Genomic DNA, 14,628 nt, shown 5'->3' on the forward strand with positions numbered 1-14,628 from the left:
CGCTGTCTAATCAAGCAAAAGCCCCTTTCCTCCTTCCAAAGGTTTTGTGCTTTTTACCCTCTCTCCTTCCAAACGCCCTTAACAGGGCAAAGCAAAAAGGCCGTCCCCCGGAAACGGAGGGCGGCCTTTTTCTTTGCCTTTGGGCGCTGTTTAGGCTGCTTCAGCCTCAGCCGCACTGCACCTCAATCCGGCGGGGCTTGGCCGGCTCCACCTTGGGCAGGACCAGATTGAGCAGGCCATCGGCCATGGAGGCCACAATCCGAGCTTGATCAATGGTCTCGGCGATGGTGAAACGGCGCTGATAGTGGCCGGTCTCAAACTCCCGCAGCAGAACCCGCTCCTCGCTGCCGCCATTGCCGCCCTTGTGCCCCTTGATGGTCAGGGTATCGTTTTCCAGGTTAATCTCCACCCCATCCTTGTCCACTCCGGGCATCTCCGCCAACAGATGGACCGCCTCATCGGTTTCATAGATATCAACGGCGGGCACGAAATAACGCTCGGGCTTGGTGGGCTCCCCGGCCTGCCGCACTTCCTGTTTCTGATGGACCTGCATCTCTTTGTCGCTCATATCAAACCTCCTGATGGCATCTTACGCAACGCATCAACTATTCGACCTAATCACCCTTGACCTCGATCCGGCGGGGTTTGACCTCCTCGGCTTTGGGCAGGGTAATCAGCAGAATGCCGTTTTGGCTGGTGGCCTTCACCCCTTCGGGATTGATCCGGGTGGGCAGGGTCAGGGCCCGACTGAAGCGACCCCGTTCAATCTCCCGGCGGTGATAAGAACATTTCTCCCCCCCGGTTTCGAGCCGCCGCTCACCCTTGATGGTCAGGGTGTCACCCTCCACCGCGATATCCAGTTCGGCGGCCTTGACCCCGGGAATCTCGGCCCGGACATAGATCGCGTGTTCATCCTCGGCCACGTTCAGGGCGGGGAAAACCGTGGCACCGGATCCCGGGGGAAAGTCGCCCGGGGCTCTCCGAAAAAGGGTGTCAAACTCCCGCCGCATCTTCTCCAGGTCCGCCCACGGATTACGGAAAACCGGCTGATCATAAAATCTCATAATCGCCATAAGCCACCTCCATAATTTATAATGGTTGATGATCGGCACCATCGCCAGGCTCGTTCTCTTTCCCTTTGCTCGCAAAAAATAAGACCGATCCCGCCGCTGTCAAGATCACCCCAACCCTGTCGGTTCAGCACTTTTTCTCTTTGCCTTGTGGTCTTCCAAGTGGTTAATGTAATAAATCAACACAAAAAACAACGCCAGCTGACCGGAGCCGCGCCATGACTTTTCAGGAGCTAGAGGAAGCACTGTCCATTTTCGGCCTTGAACGGCAAGCCACCCTGGGGGAGATCAAAACTCGCCACCGGGAGCTGGTCAAACGCTACCACCCGGATGCCAGATCCACGACGAAACCTCCTGATGCTCGCGAGGAGCGGGAGATCCGCCGGATCAACGCCGCCTACCGCCTGCTGCTGGCTTATATTTCCGCCTACAGCTTCTCCTTCAGCAAGGAGGAGTTCTACCGCCAGAACCCCGAAGAGCGCCTGCAACATCAGTTCGGCAACGATCCCCTCTGGGGCAACGGCTGGAGTTGACCCACCCCTGAATCTCCCCCCGGCCTAGATGACGGTTGACAATAAATTCCCATCGCTTATGTTAGTAATTAATTACTTACAACTGACAACGGAATCGACGAGATGAAAAACAGCGGCCAAAAGCACCTGCCCGGGGAGCAACGGCGGGAATTGACGGTGGCGACGGTGATCGAACTGGCGGGGGAGCAGAATCCCGAGGAGATCACCACCGGCGCCATCGCCGAGCGGATGCAACTGACCCAGGGGGCGCTCTTTCGCCATTTCCCAAGCAAGGAGGCGATCTGGCAGGCGGTGCTGGAATGGGTTGCCCGGCAACTTAGCCGGCGGGTGGAGAAGGCGGCCTGGCAGGCGGCCTCCCCGTTGGCCGCCCTGGAAGCAGTTTTCAACACCCATATCGATTTCGTCGTCCAACACCCGGGGGTGCCGCGAATGCTGTTCGGACAACTGCAAAAAGCCGGAGATACAGCCGCCAAACAGGTGGTTCGCAGCTTGCTGGCCCGCTACGGGGAACACCTGCAGGAGATCATCGAAGCCGGCAAAGAGCGGGGGGAGATCGCCGCCGCAATCGACGGCACCGCCGCCGCCAGCCTGTTTATCGGTTCAATCCAGGGGCTGGTGATGCAATCCCTGCTGCTGGATGATTTCACCCATGTCCGGCGCCAGGCTCCGGCGGTCTTCCTCCTTTTCCGGCGGGGGATCATGGCATGAAAAGATGGCGAACCGGCTTGCAAGCCGTGCTGGTGGCCATCCTGGTCCTGACCTTGATCGCCTTGGTTGGCTGGCGCCTTTATCGGGTCACCAGGCCGCTACCGCCCCCCCAGGCCATTCACCCCCTGGTGGAGATCCAGACCCTGACCGTGCAGGCCCTGGAGTTATGGGCGGATTACGTCGGCACCGTGGAAGCCCGCCGCCGCGCCTCGGTTTCGGCTCTGGTGGGCGGGCGGCTGGCTGAGCTCCCCCGCCGGGAGGGTGAAACGGTGAGCAAGGACGAACTGCTGATCCGGCTTGACCAGCGGGAGTTGCGGGCGGAACGGGACCGGCTGGTGGCGGCTCTGGCCGGGGCCGCAGCCGAAGTCGTTTTCTGGCGCGAACGCCTGGCCGCCGAGGAGTCGCTCCTGGGCCAGGGGGCGATCAGCCGGCTGGAGGTTGACACCACCCGGCGTATCCTCCAGACCGCCGAAGCCGGCCACCGGGAAAAAAGCGAAGCCCTGGAGGTGGCCCGCCTGCGCCATTCCCATGCCGAAATCCTGGCGCCCTTCGCCGGCCTGATCGCTCGGGTCCATATCGACCCGGAGGAGACGGTGGGTGTGGGCCAACCTCTGCTGGAGCTGGTCTCCCACCGGGAACTGAAAGCGGTGATCCCGGTGCCCCAAAACGATCTGGCCGCCCTGGCGGTGGGCCAAGAGGCGCGGCTGAGCGTGGCCGCCCTGGGACTCGACTGGTCGGCTCAAGTCGATCGCCTCCACCCCGATCTTGATCGCCAGAGCCGTAGCGGCACCCTGGAGATCTTTTTCGGCAACGATTTCAGCACCGCGGCCCAACAGTTGCGGCCGGGGATGGCGGTGCGGGCCCGGATCCTGCAAGCCAGGATAGCCGACACCCTGCTGGTGCCGGGGGCGGCCCTCCGGCAGCGGGGGGATGAGCGGGGGGTTTTCCTCTACCGGGATGGCCTGGCCCATTGGCGGCCGGTGGCGCCCGGCCTGACCGCCGCCGATGGCCGGGTCCAGATCAGCGCCGGTTTGGCCCCTGGCGAGCAACTGATCATCACCCCCCATCCCGAACTGGCCGATGCCCGGCCGGTGCGGGTCAGGTAAGCCGCGCCCATGAGCTGGCCCGCTCTCTCCTTCCGCTATCGCCACACCGTCTATGCCCTGCTGATCGCCACCCTGATCTTCGGGGTGGTGTCCCGCCTCAATCTGCCGGTGCAGCTTTTCCCCGATACCGACCCTCCAGTGGTGACGGTGATCACCCCCTACCCCGGCCTCTCGGCCCCCGATGTGGCGAGGACCCTGAGCAAGCTTATCGAGGAGGAACTGATCGGCATTGACGGCATCCGCCAGGTGGGCTCCACCAGCCAGACCGGCCTGTCGGTGGTGAAGGCCGAGTTCCACTACGGGCGCCAGGTGGCCGCTGCGGCGGTGGATGTGCAAAACGCCATCGGCCGCATCCGTCATCAACTTCCCGCCGGCATCGGCGAACCCCAGGTCCTGGAATTCTCCTCCTCCGACAAGCCGATCGTCACCGTTGCCCTGAAAAGCGAGCTGCTGCCGCTGAACCAGGTCCGGGAGCTGGCCGAAAACCAGTTGCGCGACCGTCTGCAACTGGTGGCCGGGGTGGCCGGCGTCGATATCTTCGGGGGTTGGCACAACCGGCTGGAGGTGGCGGTGGATCCGGCCCGACTGCAAGCCTACGGCCAGACCATGGAGGGGGTCAAAAGCGCCCTGCGGGGCTGGAACCTGCTCGATTCCGGCGGCATCATCAGCCGGGCCGGCCAGGAACTGGTGATCCGTTTCGACGCCCCCTTGACCGAGCCGGAGATGGTGGCGGAGCTTCTGCTGGAGCGGAGAGCGGACCGGGAGATTCGTCTGGGCGACGTGGCCCGGGTGACCCTGCAACCCGACGATACCCCCCGGGCGGCCTACCGCTTCAATGGTGAGCCGGCCATCGCCCTGCAGATTCTCAAGCGGAGCGAGGCCAACACCGTGGCGGTGGCGGCCCTGGTCCGAGCAGCCCTGGCGGAGTTGGGCCAGGCCCATCCGCAACTCAAGCTGGAGATTGCCGACGACGATTCGATCTTCACCGAGGTGGTGATCAACAACATGAACAGCACCATCCTGACCGCCATCCTCCTGACCCTGGTGATTATCCTGCTCTTTCTGGGGAATCTCCGCCAGGCCGTGATCGTCGGGATCTCGATTCCCGTGGCCTTTCTCCTCACCTTTATCGCCATGGCCGCCAGCGGCATCGATCTCAACATGGTGACCATGTCGGCCATTATCCTGGCCATCGGCATGCTGGTGGATGGGGCGGTGGTGGTGATCGAAAATGTCGAACGCCACCTGGCCGCGCCGAATGCCACCCCTAAAAAGGCGGCCATCGCGGCAGCGGAAGAGCTGCTGCAACCCCTGCTGGCCGGGTTAAGCACCACGGTGGCGGTGCTGCTGCCCATGGCTTTCCTGGGGGGCTTTGTCGGCCGGCTTTTCGGCCCCCTGGCCTGGACCCTCCTCTTTGCCCTGACCTCCTCCTTTCTGGTCACCATGACCCTGGTTCCCCTGCTGGCCGCCGCCTGGCTCAAGCCCAAGGTCGGCGGCCCTTCAGGCCGCTTCTTCAACCCCGGCCCCATTCTCCTTGACCACCTGCGGGATTTCTACCTGGCAACCCTGGGCCTGGCCCTCAAGCACCCCGGTAAAACCCTGCTGCTGGTCCTGCTGCTGCTGCTGGGCTCGGGCCGGATCATCAACCTGCTGGGCAGTGAAATGCTGCCCCGCTTCGATTCGGGCAACTTCCAGTTCACCCTGGATCTGGTCCCGGGCACCCCTTTGGCGACCACGGCGGCGGCGGTGGCGGCCATCGAAAAAGAGCTGCTGCTGGAACCCTCGGTGGTGGGGATAAGCTCCTCAATAGGCTATGAAGCCGGGGCCCGCTCCCTGGGGGACCGGGGCGCCATGGACGGCAACCAGGCCCAGCTCACCGTCAACCTTACCCCTCGCAACCAGCGCCAGGAGACCATGTGGGAGGTGATGGAACGGACCCGGCTGGCGGCCCTGGAAATTCCCGGGGTCACCCTGGCGGTCCCCAAGGAGAAGGGCGGCACCGCCCGGGCCACCACCGCTGCCCCCCTGACGGTGCGGATCTCCGGCCCCGACCCCCAAGTCCTGACCCGGTTGGCCCGGGAGGTCCTGGGACTCTACCTAAACATTCCGGGAGTGACCTCCCCTTATGCCAATTGGGCCCTGGACAACCCCCAACTCGAGGTGACCCTCGATCCCCAACGGACCACCGAGTTGGGCCTGGACGGCAAACTGGTGGCGGCGGCGGTTTACGGCGCCCTGGAGGGAGAAACGGCGACCACCCTCTCACGCTCCGACCGCCGCGATCTGGAGGTGGTGGTGCGTTACCAGGCCGCCGATCGCCGGCAGCCGGGCGATCTGGCCGGGGTGCGCATCCCGGTGGCCGGAGGCGGCAGCGTCCCTCTGCGGGAGCTGGCGGAGTTCAGCGAAACCTTGGGCCCCCGGATCATCACCCGGGAAGACCTGGAGATTACCCTGGAGGTACTGGCCTACAATCAGGGTCGGCCCCTTTCCAAAATCGTCGGCGAACTGCGGGCCGACCTGGCGGACCTGGCCGTGCCTCCCGGCTACCGGTTACAGATCACCGGCGAACAGAGCGATTTCGAAGAGGCCCGCGGCCGGATGCTGCGGGCCCTGCTGCTGGGGGCCCTGGCGGTCTATCTGATCCTGCTGGCCCAGTTCCGCTCCTTTCTTAAACCCCTGACCCTGATGGCCGCCATCCCCCTGCAGTTTATCGGGGTGGCCCTGGCTCTGCTGCTGGCCGGCAAGGTGGTGTCGATGCCGGCCCTGCTGGGGATCATCATGCTGGTGGGAACCGTGGTCAACAACAGTATCGTGCTGCTCACCTTCGCCGATGATCTGCGGGCAACCGGCCTGGCCATGCCCGAGGCGCTGCGCCGGGCGGTGGCGGTGCGCTGCCGCCCCATCATGATGACCACCTTCTCCACCGCCGCCGGCATGCTGCCCCTGGCCCTGGAGCTGGCGGTGGGGGCCGAGCGTTTCTCCCCCATCGCCACGGTGATCATCGGCGGCCTGACCGCCTCCACCCTGCTGACCATGGTGGTGATTCCGGTGCTGGCCAATCTGGCCGCTAAGCGCCAGGATCGCGCTCCCGCCAGCATGCCATAACCACCTTTACGCCGCTATCTTCAGACCACAATTATCCAATTGACAGGATGATCAACCATCATTTAACGTGACTCATGGGGACAGTATGCCCCCTTTTCACCGACCACCTTGGCGATCATGGCAACTGACCCATAATTTCGCTGCTAACCGAAAAATCAGACCACAGGAGGTAACAGGATGGGAACCAGCAAGGCTCTGATCATGACGGGACTCATTTTGGTCATGGCGGCCCCGGCGATCTGGGCGGGAGGGCATCTGCCCGAAGAGCGGGGCCAGAAACTTTTTCAGGACCAGAACGCCTTCGGGGGTGAGATGTCATGCAGCGCCTGCCATCCCGACGGTCGTGGTCTGGAGCAGGCCGGCGGTAAAACCGGATTCAGGGTAATGGGCCAGAACCTGAACACCCTGGAGGAGGCGATCAACCTCTGCATCGTCAATGCCAACAAGGGCAAAGCCATTGCCGTTGATTCGGCAGCCATGCAGGATCTGGTGGCTTATATCAAAAGCCTGGCCCCCAAAACCCCGGCCGCTCCCGGCTATGGCGCGCCGCCACGCGGCACCAGCCCCGGTTATGGCGCCCCCAGACCGGCGCCCGGTTACGGACGGTGAGTTAATCAGACCTATGCGGCCTGCAGTTTGGCCAGGAGGAAGGCGGCGCCGCTGCGTGAGAGCCCCAGTTCGGCGGCCAGGGCAACGGCGTCGCCCTCCGGCCGCTTTTTGAGAAAGGCCGCCGCCTCCTCCTCAAGTTCATCCAGCCAGCTTTCAAACAGGTTAAGAATCTCCGGCTCTTCAACCACCGCCAGCAACTGCCTGGAGCGGGCGACCTTGTGAACCAGGCTTTGACACATGTTGGTTGGATCGACACCTTCGTCCAGGCAACGGGCCAGTCAGAGGTTGACCATCCCCACCAGCTTGTCGTCGCCATTATCCCCTAAAAAGCGGGAAAGCCAGGCCTGACGCGCCTCGTCATCCAGGTGGGCCAAGGCCTCCCGCACCGTCGGCAACAAAGTGGTTAAAATCTCCCCAGGCTCAAGATCGACAAGCAACCCCTCCAACTTCCCCATAACAGCCATCTCCTCTTTTCAACCATAAACTAAAAGCTACTCCGGCGGGCCAGCAGATCGGCGGCCAACTCGCCCAAATTATCAAGCAGTTCCACCAGGCGCGGATCGGCCAGGCGGCAGTAGACAAAAGGTCCGCGCCGATCGACATTGACCAGCAAGGCCCGGCGCAGCTCCTTAAGATGGTGGGAAACCAGGGGCTGGGAGATCCCCAGTTCCTCCACCAGCCGGGAAACCGGTTTCTCGCCGCCCCCGGCCAAGGCCCGGAGAATCCGCAGCCGATTTTCATCAGCCAAGCCCTTGAGCAGCACCACCAGGTCCCGGGGACCGACCGCCGTCGTCCCGGTTGGCGACATCAGCTTATGATCTGATTTGTTACTTTTCACCCATCTTCCCGCTTATGTTTAGCTGAGCCGACCAAGCCATCACGGCAGATTACTGAAACCATGCCGCATTTTCCAGAGGAAATAGCGTTCCAGGCCGATCTTGGCCCAGCGCACCCAGCGTCCTTGGGCCAACACCGCCCGCTGGCGGGGCGGCAGTACCGGTTCGGCCAGCATCAGGGCGGCGGTGTTGCCCATATCCAGCATGCAGATCACCATTAAATCGCCCCCGCTGACCGGCGGCTGATTGTCGAGGTCGGCGGCGATATTGTGGGCCGCCGCCTTGGCCATCTGCACGGTCATATAGCCGGTTTTGGGCACCCCCACCGGGATCGGGGTCGGCTCCTTGGGGGCCATGGCCACCGCCACCCCCACCGCGAAAATATTGGGATGAGCGGGATGGCGATAGAATTGATCCACCGGAATAAAACCGCGGGGGTTGCCCAATTCGGCCACCGCCGCCACCCCCTTGAAGGGCGGACCCAACATGGCCAGGCCAAAGGGCAGGCTTTCACCGCCCTCCAGATGGATGCGGTCGGGATCGACCCCGGCCACCGCTCGATTGGTCATGATTTTGATATCGCGGGCGGCAAACTCGTCCTCGATAAAGCGGCGGGAGTTCTTAAGGCCGTCGATCCCCATATGGCCGGGATAGGGCTCCGAGCTGAGATAGGTAATCGGGACCTTGTGCCGCAGCTTGCGGCGCCGCAGCTCATAATCCAGCTCGAAGGCCAGTTCGTAGTAGGGACCGAAACAGCTGGCCTTCTGGGTGGAGCCCAATACCACCGGGCCTGGTTTTTCCAGGATCTGCCGCCAGGCCCGGCGGCTCTTTTCGGCATTCTTCAGGGAGAAGACGCAGTGGGTATAGCCCTGCTCCGGCCCCAGACCGCCAATCTCCTCGCAAGCCAGATGGGGACCGGTGGCGATCACCAGGTAATCGTAAGGCAACACACCCCCTTCACTCTCCACCCGTTGGGCCGCCGGATCGACTCCGGTGGCGGCGGTATGGACAAGGTTGATTCCCCGGGTGGTCAACACCCGGCGCAGCGGCAACGACAACCTCTCGGCGGTGCGGTGACCGGTGACCAGCCAGGGCAGTGAAGGCAGGAAAACGAAACTCTCTTCCCGGCTGACCACCGTGATCTCCACCCGTTGGCCCAAACGGCGGTGAAGCTCCAAGGCGACGGTGAGGCCGCCGAAGGAGCCACCCAGAACGACAATTTTTTTCTTCATTAACTCACCCGGCTTAGAAAGTAAGCACCTTCTCGCTCTCCGCCACCATCTCGTAAAGGTCGGTCATCATGCCCAGAGGACAGGAGGCTGATCCCGTAAGACCACGGGATTTCACACAGGAGCCTCAGACCAGAAAGTTGCCCCCCAATCGGTCGAACTCGGCCAGTTGGCCGGCCACATCGAACTGGGAGCTGTTCAACTGCTCGTATTCCACGCCCCGGCCCAACATGAACATGTTGACACTCTTGCCCCCCTTGATACTGGCGTTGGCCAGCCGCGCGGCGTTGAACACCGTTTCCGGATCGTTGGTCGAGATAATGAACAGCCAGCTCATGGGTCACCTCCTGGTTTTGTGATTGCTGTTTCCCGGGCGCGCCACCATTCGCGCCAGAGCACTCTCATATAAACATATGAGTATATAATTAATACGGCAGTCAAGTTAAAAATGTTTGGCCAGCCTGGACAGCCAAGCATGGTTTTTTCCTGTTCGATCCCGCTAAAATCGTGTATATAGTCCCCTCTTTACTAAAGCTCATTCACCATATCCCCAATAAGTTACGATTGAAGGAGGTTTAACGATGAAACTGATTCTTTTGGGCGCCCCCGGCGCCGGCAAGGGCACGGTGGCCAAAATGCTCACCGCCATCGACGGCTCGGTCCAGATCTCCACCGGCGATATCCTGCGGGGCGAAGTGCAGGCCGGTTCCGATCTGGGCAAGCAGGCTGAAGAGTTCATGAAAAAGGGCGACCTGGTGCCGGATTCCCTGATCATGGGCATCATGGAAAAACGGCTGCAGCAGCCCGACTGCGCCAAGGGTTTTCTGCTGGACGGCTTCCCCCGCACCATTCCCCAGGCCGAGGCCCTGAAGGAGCTGCTGGCCAAGCTGAGTATCAAGCTGGACATGGTGGTCAGCATCGATGTTCCCCGGGATGTGATCCTCGACCGGCTCACCACCCGCCGGACCTGCTCCAACTCCGATTGCCAGGCGATCTACAACGTCAAGAGCCAGCCCCCCAAGCAGGAGGGGATCTGCGACAAGTGCGGCAGCCCGGTGATTCAGCGGGACGACGAAACGGTGGAAGCGATCAGCCACCGCCTGGAAACCTACAACCAGAAGACCGCCCCCCTGGTCGGCTTCTATGAAAAGGAGGGGCTGCTCAAGAGCATCACCGGCACCTCCAGCGACGTCGTGGTCAACGCCATTAAATCCGAACTGGGTCTGTGAGCGAAAAGATCACCATCATCGGCGGCGGGCTGGCCGGAGCGGAAGCGGCCTGGCAGCTCGCCCGCCGGGGTTTGTCGACCCTCATTTACGAGATGAAGCCGGGCGCTTTCAGCCCGGCCCATCGTTCACCCGATCTGGCCGAATTGGTTTGCAGCAACTCCCTGCGCGCCGAGGGGGTCCATGCCGCCGTGGGACTGCTCAAGGAGGAGATGCGGCGGCTCAATTCCCTGATCATGGCCGCCGCCGACGCCACCCGAGTTCCGGCGGGCCGCGCCCTGGCCGTGGATCGGGAACAATTCGCCCGCTTTATCACCACCCGCCTGGAACAACATCCCCTGATCACCATTGTCCGCCGGGAGTTGAGCGAAATTCCTCCCCCGGGTTCCACCCCCCTGATCATTGCCGCCGGCCCCCTGGCATCGGCGGGGCTCTCCAGCTCCCTGGCCCGGCTGATCGGGGCCGAACACCTGGCCTTCTACGACGCCATCGCCCCCATCGTTTATGCCGAATCCCTGGACATGAAGGTGGTTTTCCAGGCCTCCCGCTACGAGGAGGGCCCCGGCGACTACCTTAACTGCCCCCTGAACCGGGAACAGTATCAGACCCTGATCGCGGCCATGCTGGCGGCGGAAAAGGTTCCGTTGCACGATTTCGAGGAACCAAAATACTTCGAGGGCTGTCTGCCCATCGAAGTGATGGCCGCCCGGGGGGAGGACACCCCCCGCTTCGGCCCCATGAAGCCGGTGGGCCTGATCGACCCCCGCACCGGCCGGGAAGCTTACGCGGTGGTCCAGCTGCGCCGGGAAAACCGGGAAGGTATCCTTTACAACCTGGTCGGTTTCCAGACCAAGATGACCCACCCGGCCCAACGGCGGGTATTACGCCTGATTCCGGGGATGGAAAAGGTGGAGTTCGCCCGGCTGGGGAGCATCCACCGCAATACCTTTGTTTGCGCCCCCAAGGTGTTGCAACCCAGCCTGCAACTCATGGCCCGGCCCGACATTCTGCTGGCCGGCCAGATCAGCGGGGTGGAGGGTTATGTGGAATCCACCGCCGGCGGCCTGTTGGCCGGGATCAACGCCGCCCGGCTGACCACCGGCCAAACGGCCACGGTGCCGCCGCCGGAAACCGCCCACGGGGCCCTGATCGCCCACTTGACCGGTACCGAAGCCAAGCTGTTTCAACCCTCCAATATCAATTTCGGGCTCTTTCCCCCGCTGACGGGCAAAAAGATGCCCAAACGCCTGCGAGGAGAATATCGTGCCCAAATCGCCCTGGATGCCCTGGCCCACTGGCAGCAGCAGGAGAAGATCGAACCGGAACCGGCCCCTTGAACGGGGCGGGACCACTCTGCCGCGCGCCCTCCCCTTTCTGCTGCTGATGCTGCTCACCCTGATCTCCTCCCCGGTTGCGGCCGCCCGGCAAACGGGCTGGGTTGAGGATAATTTCCTCCGCCTGCTCAAAACCCAGCTGGCGACCGACCGGGAACAGGATTCCTTAGCCGAGCTGGCGATCGTCAACCCCCTGCTTAGGGAGCAAAAAGGGCGGGTGGAGTTGAGCTTCACCCTGGAACAGGGCCAACCCACGCCCCAGCCCTTGGAACTGCTGCTCTTGATCGTCACCCCCGCACAAAACTACAGCGCCACCTTTACCAGCGATCAGGCCAGCACCCCGCTGAGCCTGCTGCTGGACGATCCCCCCACCGAAATTCGCCTGGACCCCTATTTTGAGGCCCCCCGCCTCCTGAGCCGCCAGGAGACCCCGCCCACCTGGGCCGGCTTCATCAAGGCCCCCCGGCGGCTGGCCATCCTGCCCCAGCAGGAAGCGCCGGGGTCCTGGGCTCCCCTCCTTGCCTATCTGGCCCAACAGGAGGTGGAGGTGGTCACCCCGGCGGAGATCCAGGATCGGGACCTGACCGAAGCCGCGCTGCTCTTCCTCGGTGACGGCACCGCCAGTTCAGCCCGGGGGTACCTGCTTCAACCTGCTTATCCGGCTACCGCCATCACCCTGGAGGCCCGCGAAAACCCCCTGAACCCCGACCTGCCGGCCATTCTACTCAACCTGCCGCCGGCGGCTGTCGCCACCGAGCTCGACTCCCTGCTGAGCCATCTCCGGGGTGAGGGGATCTTCAGCAAGCTGCAACTCCAGGAGGGAGTGGTGCGCCAACACGCCTTGGCCCCGACCGAGGCCGGGATCAGGGTGACCCTGGACCGGGCCCCGGACGGCATCCCCGCCGCCGCCCGGCAGGATTTCCCCTCCATCATGGCCGAACTGGCCGACACCCGGGTGATCTACGTCGGCGAGGTCCACAATCGCTATGAGGACCACCTCCTGCAGTTGCGGGTGCTGCGGGCCATGCATCGCCAGAATCCCAAGGTGGCCGTGGGCATGGAGATGTTTCCCCGCTCCACTCAACCCATCTTGGACGCCTATCTGGCCGGAGAGCTGGAGGAGCCCCGGTTCCTCAAAGAGTCAAACTGGTTTAAGAACTGGCAGTTCGATTATCGCCTCTACCGCGAGATCATCGATTTTGCCCGCCACCACCAACTCCCGCTCATCGCCCTCAACCTGGAAAAGGGGATCACCAACAAGGTCTTCCGCGAGGGGGGCATCTCGGCCCTGAGCCCCGAGGAGCGGGCCGAGCTGCCACCGGAGCGGGACCTGGGCCTGCCGGGCTATCGGGAGCGAATTAAGGCCGCCTTCGGCGTCCACAACCATGATGAGGAGGAGGATCGGCAACAACGGTTTGGCGGGTTTCTCCAGGCCCAGAACCTGTGGGATGAACAGATGGCCGCCGCCATGGCCCAGTTCCTGGCCGCCCAACCCGATTACCGAATGCTGGTGGTGGTGGGCCAGGGCCACACCGACAAGCGCAACGCCATCCCTCCTCGCCTGGCCCGCCGCCTGCCGGTGAGCCAACAGGTTCTGGTGCCGGTGCGGGAAAACAGCGCCGCCCCGGCCGCCGCCGACTTTTTTTTCTTTCTTGAACCCCAAAGCCTGCCGGAACTTCCCTTGCTGGGAGTGCAGATCAGTGATGGGGAGGAGGGGGCTCCCGGGGCCCTGGTTGCCGGAATCAATCCCCACGGTAAGGCCTACGGGGCGGGAGTTCGAGAAAACGACCTGCTTACCGCCCTGGACGAGCAGCAGATCGAAGATGCCGCCGATCTCCGCATTGCCATGCTCTACAAGGAGCGGGGCCAAACCCTCCGGGTCCGGCTCAGCCGCCCCCCGGCTCCGCAACCGGAAGAGCAGGACGAAGAGGCGCCAGAGCCGACGGAAGTGGAGCATGAAATCATTGATATTACGCTAACACTGTAAGCAGCCGGCCAGCGCCGGACCGGCTTCGCCAAAACAAAAAAAGGCCTTGGAACTTCCTTGCTTTTTTCTCCCTCGACCTTCATTATACTTTATGTAAAGGGTCTATCCAGCCATTTCCGGTTCGATGCAATGGAGGTGATTAATGAGTAAATCAACATGTAATATCAAGAAGATCCTGGTGCCCGTCGACTTTTCAGCCAACTCCATCAAGTTGATCAAAAAAGCCGCCGCGGTGGCCGAAGATCTGGGGGCCGGCCTGGAGATAATCCACGTGACCGAATCCCTGGCTCCCTACGCGGGTTTTGCCGTGCCTCACCTGCCCCTGGACAACCTGGGCAAGGATATCTTGGGTTATGCCGAAAAGAAGATGACCAGTTTTTTGGAGGAGAACCTGCACAGCAGTGTTCCCCACAGCGCCAAGGTTGTCGCCGGGCAGGACGCCGCCGCTGAAATTGTCCGCCATGCCGAGGAGAACGGCAGCGACTTGATCATCATCGCCAGCCAGGGTTTTAAGGGTTTGCCCAAGTTTATTTTCGGCAGTGTTGCCGAACGGGTACTGAAACAGGCCCCCTGCCCGGTTCTGACCATCAAGTAAAACCAACAGGTGCAACCATGACTTTAAACTCAGATGAGCCGGTGGAGGGAAACTGGTACGAGCTGCCATCCGGCGAGATCTTCACCGTGGTAACCGTGGATGAGGATGATGGCATTGTCGAGATCCAATACGACGACGCCACCCTGGACGAGATCGAACTGGAGGCCTGGGAGGATCTTGGGGCCGACCCCATCGACCCGCCCGACGAGTGGGCTGGTGACTACGCGGGATTTGATGAAGATGAAGATCTGGATTACGACGTGGATCCGGACGAGATCGAGGAGGAATGA

At 62.6% G+C, this 14,628-nt stretch carries 16 protein-coding genes; 10 read left to right on the forward strand and 6 right to left on the reverse strand.

Going from position 1 to position 14,628, the window contains the following annotated elements; genetic code table 11:
- Window positions 1-166: 166 nt before the first annotated feature.
- Entirely contained in the window at window positions 167-568 is a 402-nt protein-coding gene (locus ACHHRT_RS00730) for an Hsp20/alpha crystallin family protein (protein ID WP_395496747.1), read from the reverse strand.
- 46 nt (window positions 569-614) lie between these two features.
- Window positions 615-1,073 carry an Hsp20/alpha crystallin family protein gene (locus ACHHRT_RS00735; protein ID WP_395496748.1) on the reverse strand — a complete coding sequence of 153 codons (459 nt, stop codon included), beginning with the start codon at window positions 1,071-1,073 and terminating at the stop codon, window positions 615-617.
- Between the two features lie 215 nt (window positions 1,074-1,288).
- Between ACHHRT_RS00735 and ACHHRT_RS00740 the strand changes: the two genes are divergently transcribed.
- From ACHHRT_RS00740 to ACHHRT_RS00760, 5 genes are all read left to right on the forward strand, one after another.
- Window positions 1,289-1,603 carry a J domain-containing protein gene (locus ACHHRT_RS00740; protein ID WP_395496749.1) on the forward strand — a complete coding sequence of 105 codons (315 nt, stop codon included), beginning with the start codon at window positions 1,289-1,291 and terminating at the stop codon, window positions 1,601-1,603.
- Window positions 1,604-1,705: 102 nt separating this feature from the next.
- Complete coding sequence (locus ACHHRT_RS00745; RefSeq protein ID WP_395496750.1) at window positions 1,706-2,311, forward strand: TetR/AcrR family transcriptional regulator; 606 nt, start codon at window positions 1,706-1,708, stop codon at window positions 2,309-2,311.
- Window positions 2,308-3,417, forward strand: a complete 1,110-nt coding sequence (locus ACHHRT_RS00750) for an efflux RND transporter periplasmic adaptor subunit (RefSeq protein WP_395496751.1) — start codon at window positions 2,308-2,310, stop codon at window positions 3,415-3,417. The genes ACHHRT_RS00745 and ACHHRT_RS00750 overlap by 4 nt, the downstream gene beginning before the upstream one ends.
- A 9-nt stretch (window positions 3,418-3,426) precedes the next feature.
- A complete protein-coding gene (locus ACHHRT_RS00755) occupies window positions 3,427-6,522 on the forward strand; it encodes an efflux RND transporter permease subunit (protein ID WP_395496752.1) in 3,096 nt (1,031 codons plus the stop codon).
- 177 nt (window positions 6,523-6,699) lie between these two features.
- A complete protein-coding gene (locus ACHHRT_RS00760) occupies window positions 6,700-7,131 on the forward strand; it encodes a c-type cytochrome (protein ID WP_395496753.1) in 432 nt (143 codons plus the stop codon).
- Window positions 7,132-7,142: 11 nt separating this feature from the next.
- Here ACHHRT_RS00760 and tsoA read toward each other — a convergent pair whose 3' ends face one another.
- The 4 genes from tsoA to ACHHRT_RS00780 are packed head-to-tail and all read right to left on the reverse strand — an operon-like array spanning window position 7,143 to window position 9,533.
- A complete protein-coding gene (gene tsoA / locus ACHHRT_RS00765; RefSeq protein ID WP_395496754.1) occupies window positions 7,143-7,586 on the reverse strand; it encodes an LULAXC motif selenoprotein TsoA in 444 nt (147 codons plus the stop codon).
- Between the two features lie 29 nt (window positions 7,587-7,615).
- On the reverse strand, window positions 7,616-7,969 hold the full coding sequence (gene tsoR, locus ACHHRT_RS00770) for an ArsR/SmtB-type metalloregulator TsoR (RefSeq protein ID WP_395496755.1): 354 nt from the start codon (window positions 7,967-7,969) through the stop codon (window positions 7,616-7,618).
- Window positions 7,970-8,008: 39 nt separating this feature from the next.
- Window positions 8,009-9,199 (reverse strand): NAD(P)/FAD-dependent oxidoreductase, encoded by a 1,191-nt coding sequence (locus ACHHRT_RS00775; RefSeq protein ID WP_395496756.1) that lies wholly within the window; start codon window positions 9,197-9,199, stop codon window positions 8,009-8,011.
- A 13-nt stretch (window positions 9,200-9,212) separates the two neighbouring features.
- Window positions 9,213-9,533, reverse strand: a complete 321-nt coding sequence (locus ACHHRT_RS00780; RefSeq protein ID WP_395496757.1) for a DsrE family protein — start codon at window positions 9,531-9,533, stop codon at window positions 9,213-9,215.
- A 244-nt stretch (window positions 9,534-9,777) separates the two neighbouring features.
- Here ACHHRT_RS00780 and ACHHRT_RS00785 point away from each other — a divergent pair, with 244 nt between their 5' ends.
- The 5 genes from ACHHRT_RS00785 (at window position 9,778) to ACHHRT_RS00805 (ending at window position 14,628) form a co-directional block, all read left to right on the forward strand.
- Complete coding sequence (locus ACHHRT_RS00785) at window positions 9,778-10,425, forward strand: adenylate kinase (RefSeq protein ID WP_395496758.1); 648 nt, start codon at window positions 9,778-9,780, stop codon at window positions 10,423-10,425.
- Entirely contained in the window at window positions 10,422-11,759 is a 1,338-nt protein-coding gene (trmFO, locus tag ACHHRT_RS00790) for a methylenetetrahydrofolate--tRNA-(uracil(54)-C(5))-methyltransferase (FADH(2)-oxidizing) TrmFO (protein ID WP_395496759.1), read from the forward strand. The genes ACHHRT_RS00785 and trmFO overlap by 4 nt, the downstream gene beginning before the upstream one ends.
- Window positions 11,686-13,743 carry a ChaN family lipoprotein gene (locus ACHHRT_RS00795; RefSeq protein ID WP_395496760.1) on the forward strand — a complete coding sequence of 686 codons (2,058 nt, stop codon included), beginning with the start codon at window positions 11,686-11,688 and terminating at the stop codon, window positions 13,741-13,743. The genes trmFO and ACHHRT_RS00795 overlap by 74 nt, the downstream gene beginning before the upstream one ends.
- Before the next feature lie 142 nt (window positions 13,744-13,885).
- A complete protein-coding gene (locus ACHHRT_RS00800; protein WP_395496761.1) occupies window positions 13,886-14,338 on the forward strand; it encodes a universal stress protein in 453 nt (150 codons plus the stop codon).
- A 17-nt stretch (window positions 14,339-14,355) separates the two neighbouring features.
- A complete protein-coding gene (locus tag ACHHRT_RS00805) occupies window positions 14,356-14,628 on the forward strand; it encodes a DUF6763 family protein (RefSeq protein WP_395496762.1) in 273 nt (90 codons plus the stop codon).

The organism is Desulfurivibrio modestus, from assembly GCF_044068625.1.
GTDB lineage: Bacteria > Desulfobacterota > Desulfobulbia > Desulfobulbales > Desulfurivibrionaceae > Desulfurivibrio.